Origin of the sequence: Mesorhizobium sp. M7A.F.Ca.US.006.04.2.1 (assembly GCF_004022915.1) — a bacterium.
GTDB lineage: Bacteria > Pseudomonadota > Alphaproteobacteria > Rhizobiales > Rhizobiaceae > Mesorhizobium > Mesorhizobium ciceri.
Genome location: NZ_RZQA01000598.1, coordinates 1 through 4,029, shown reverse-complemented (window position 1 = coordinate 4,029; position 4,029 = coordinate 1). Strand labels below are relative to the sequence as shown.

Genomic DNA, 4,029 nt, shown 5'->3' with positions numbered 1-4,029 from the left:
GTCGAAATGGAGGCGGTGGTCGACGACGGCGACCGCTTCGCCAAGCCTGACCTTTTGTTCCACCAGACCATACTGCGCATGACCGGCAATGAGCTGATCGGCTCGCTGGCGGCACTGGTCGAAACCGCATTGGTGACGAGCTTTCGTCTTTCCAACGACAATCCGGAAGGGCAGCGCCCCTCATTGCCGCTGCACCGGGAAGTCGCCGAAAAGATCGCCGCCGGCGACGCGACCGGCGCACAAAAGGCGCTGCTGGTCCTCATCGACAATGCTGAGGAGGACGTGCGCCGCAGTGTCGAGAACCGCAACAAGCGCCGCCAGAATCGGGAGCTGGCATCGTGAGCGAGAACAAACGCAAGCTACGGTCCGAGGCCTGGTTCGGCGGTGAGGGCAAGAACGCCTTCATGCACCGCAGCTGGATGAAGAACCAGGGCATTCCCGCCGACGCTTTCGACGGCCGCCCGGTGATCGGCATCTGCAACACCTGGTCGGAATTGACCCCGTGCAATGCCCACCTGCGGGCGCTGGCCGATCACGTCAAGCGCGGCGTCTATGAAGCCGGCGGCCTGCCGCTCGAATTTCCGGTGATGTCGCTGGGCGAGAGCAACATGCGCCCCACCGCCATGCTGTTTCGCAACCTGGTCAGCATGGATGTCGAGGAGTCCATCCGCGGCAATCCGATCGATGGCGTCATCCTGCTGGTCGGTTGCGACAAGACCACACCGGCGCTGCTGATGGGCGCCGCATCGTGCAACCTGCCGACCATCGCCGTTTCCGGCGGGCCGATGCTCAACGGCAAGTTCCGCGGACACGATATCGGCTCGGGCACCCATGTCTGGAAATTCGCCGAGGAGGTTAAAGCCGGCCGCATGCCGGTTGCCGACTTTCTCGCCGCCGAGCAGGGCCAAAGCCGATCGGCGGGCAGCTGCATGACGATGGGCACAGCCTCGACCATGGCCAGCATGGTCGAAGCGCTCGGCATCGGCATGCCGGACAACGCCGCGATCCCGGCGGTGGATTCGCGCCGTGGCGTGCTCGCCCAGATGGCCGGACGCCAGATCGTCGATCTGGTGCGCAGGGACGTGACGATCGCGGAGATCCTCACCAGGCAAGCGTTCGAGAACGCCATTCGCGTCAACGGCGCGATCGGTGGCTCGACCAATGCGGTGCTGCATCTGATCGCCATCGCCAACCGGATCGGTGTCGATCTCAGCCTCGAAGACTGGGACCGCCTAGGTCGTGACGTTCCAACCATTGTCGATTTGATGCCGTCGGGCCGGTTCCTGATGGAAGATTTCTACTACGCCGGGGGGCTAGCTGCGGTCATGGCGTCGCTTGATGAAGTGGGGCTTCTTCATCGCGACGCCATGACCGTCAGCGCCAAGACCATCGGTGAATTGATCGACGGCGCGCCCAACTACAACAGCGAAGTGATCCGCCCAATGAGCGAGCCGCTGACCAAGGAAGGGGGCATCTCCATCCTGCGCGGCAATCTGGCGCCTGACGGCGCGGTCATCAAGCCGTCCGCGGCAACGCCCGAGCTGATGCAGCATCGCGGCAAGGCGGTGGTGTTCGAAAACATCGAGCATTACTACGCCCGCATCGACGATCCGGAGTTGGACATCGACGCCACCTCGGTGATGGTGCTGAAGAACTGCGGGCCGCGCGGTTATCCCGGAATGGCCGAGGTCGGCAACATGCCGCTGCCGGCCAAACTGCTCAAGCTAGGCATCTCCGACATGGTGCGCATTTCGGACGCGCGCATGAGCGGCACCGCCTACGGCACCGTGGTTCTGCATGTGGCGCCGGAAGCAGCCGCAGGCGGCGCGCTGGCGCTGGTGCGCGACGGCGACCTCATCGAGCTCGACGTCGCCGGCCGCCGGTTGGAACTTTTGGTGTCGGAAGAGGAGCTCGCCATCCGCCGGCGTGACTGGAAGCCGCCGGCGTCGCCGGAGGGCGGCTACCAGAGCCTTTATGTCGAGCGCGTGCTGCAGGCCGACAAGGGCTGCGATTTCGACTTTCTCGTCGGCCGGCGCGATGCCGGCATTCCTCGGCATTCGCACTAGAGAGGCGCGCGATGACGGATGAAATCGGCTACGCGATCTATCCAAGCCTCAAGGGCCGCAGCGTCTTCATAACAGGCGGCGGCAGCGGCATCGGCGAAAGCCTGGTGCGCCATTTCTGCGCCCAGGGCAGCCGCGTCGCCTTCGTCGACATGGCCGAAGAACCATCCCAACGTCTGGTCGACGCGATTGCGGCCGACGGACATGCCGCGCCGCTGTTCATTCCATGCGACCTGCGCAACGTCGAAGAGTTGCAGGCGGCAACCGTGCAGGCAATGCAGCACAATGGCCCCATCCAGGCGCTGTGCAACAATGCCGGCAATGACGACCGCCACCAGACCAAGGATGTGACGGTTGCCTATTGGGACGACCGCATGGCGGTCAATCTGCGCCACCAGTTTTTCGCGGCGCAGGCAGTGCGTCCGCAGATGAGCGCGCAGGGCGGCGGCTCGATCATCAACTTCGGCTCCATCACCTGGATGGTCGGCGATCCGGATTGCCCAGCCTATGTCACCGCGAAAGCGGCTGTTTACGGCATGACGCGGGCGCTGGCCCGCGAGCTTGGCCCTGAGCGCATCCGCGTCAACTGCATGGTGCCGGGCTGGGTGATGACCGAGCGCCAGATTCGCCTGTGGCTGGACCCGGCCGGCGAACGCCAGATCGCGGAAAGGCAGTGCCTGCCCGACCGGCTGCAACCCTCCGATATCGCGCGCATGGCGCTGTTCCTCGCCGCCGACGACAGCCGCATGTGCACAAGCCAGCAGTTCATCGTCGATGCGGGCTGGGTGTGACCCGTACGGCTTCAAAGGAAGAAGGTTAGTTCATGCGTCTTGTTCAGTTCAGAATGGCCGACGGCAGCAGAGGGGTTGGCCGTGTCTGCGATGACGGCAATCATCTGCACCCTCTCGAGAAGACCAGCAGCGTGCTGGAGCTGGCCGAAGCGGCAATTGCCCAGGGCACGTCGATCGCAGCGCTGGTCGAGAAGCGGACCGGCACAGCGAAAATCGACTACGACCAACTGTTGCGCGATGGGCAGGTGCTCGCTCCGGTCGACCATCCCGAACCGGCGCGCTTCCTGGTCACCGGCACCGGCCTCACCCACACCGGAAGTGCCGCCGCGCGCAACCAGATGCATGTTCTGACCCATGGCGAAGGTGCCGACGAATCCGATTCCTTGAAAATCTTCCGCATGGGACTGGAGGGCGGCAAGCCTGGCGCCGGCAAGATCGGGATTCAGCCAGAGTGGTTCTTCAAGGGCGTCGGCACCTGCGTTGTCCCGCCCGGCGCGCCGCTGCCGATGCCGGCATTCGCGAAAGCCGGTGCAGAGGAAGCCGAGATCGTCGGGCTTTATGTCAATGGACCCGATGGCCATCCCTATCGCATCGGCTATGCGCTCGGAAACGAATATTCCGACCACGTGACGGAGGGCGAGAACTACCTTTATCTCGCCCATTCCAAGCTGCGCTCCTGCTCGATCGGTCCGGAACTGCTGATCGGTGACCTGCCCGAAGAAGTGCGCGGCCATTCGCGCATCCTGCGCGACGGCACTGTTATCTGGGAGCAGGAGTTCCTGTCGGGTGAAGCGCACATGTCGCACTCGATCGCCAATCTCGAACACTTCCATTTCCGCTACCCGATGCACCGCAGGGCGGGCGACCTGCACGCCTATTTCTTCGGCGCGGCGGTGATGAGCTACGCCTCCGGCGTCAAGACGGCTTCCGGCGACGAGTATGAAATCCAGGCACAGACGTTCGGCAAGCCACTGCGCAACCGGATGGTGTCGGTGCCGGACGAGGGACTGGTCGCTGTTACCCAGCTGTGACGGCGCAGGCCCGAAAATTACGGTCCACCAGAACGATAATGGGAGATTAAAAATGGGACTGAAGAAAGCGTTTCTAAGACTAGCGACAATCGGGCTCAGCATCGGCCTGATGACATCGGCGGCGCTCGCCGCGAACCTTCGGGT

General features: G+C 63.8%; 4 protein-coding genes. All 4 read left to right on the top strand.

All coding sequences use genetic code 11. The features are described from left to right. Positions 1-342, top strand: a 342-nt coding sequence (locus tag EN925_RS26090; RefSeq protein ID WP_164894391.1) for an FCD domain-containing protein, incomplete at its 5' end; no start/stop codon positions are given. Then, positions 339-2,066 carry an IlvD/Edd family dehydratase gene (locus EN925_RS26085; protein WP_127384965.1) on the top strand — a complete coding sequence of 576 codons (1,728 nt, stop codon included), beginning with the start codon at positions 339-341 and terminating at the stop codon, positions 2,064-2,066. The genes EN925_RS26090 and EN925_RS26085, both read left to right, overlap by 4 nt. Positions 2,067-2,077: 11 nt before the next feature. Continuing rightward, positions 2,078-2,854, top strand: a complete 777-nt coding sequence (locus EN925_RS26080) for an SDR family oxidoreductase (RefSeq protein WP_127369526.1) — start codon at positions 2,078-2,080, stop codon at positions 2,852-2,854. 32 nt (positions 2,855-2,886) lie between these two features. Continuing rightward, positions 2,887-3,885: an AraD1 family protein gene (gene araD1 / locus EN925_RS26075; RefSeq protein WP_127369527.1), complete on the top strand. Its 999-nt coding sequence runs from the start codon at positions 2,887-2,889 to the stop codon at positions 3,883-3,885. The last annotated feature ends 144 nt before the right edge of the window (positions 3,886-4,029 follow it).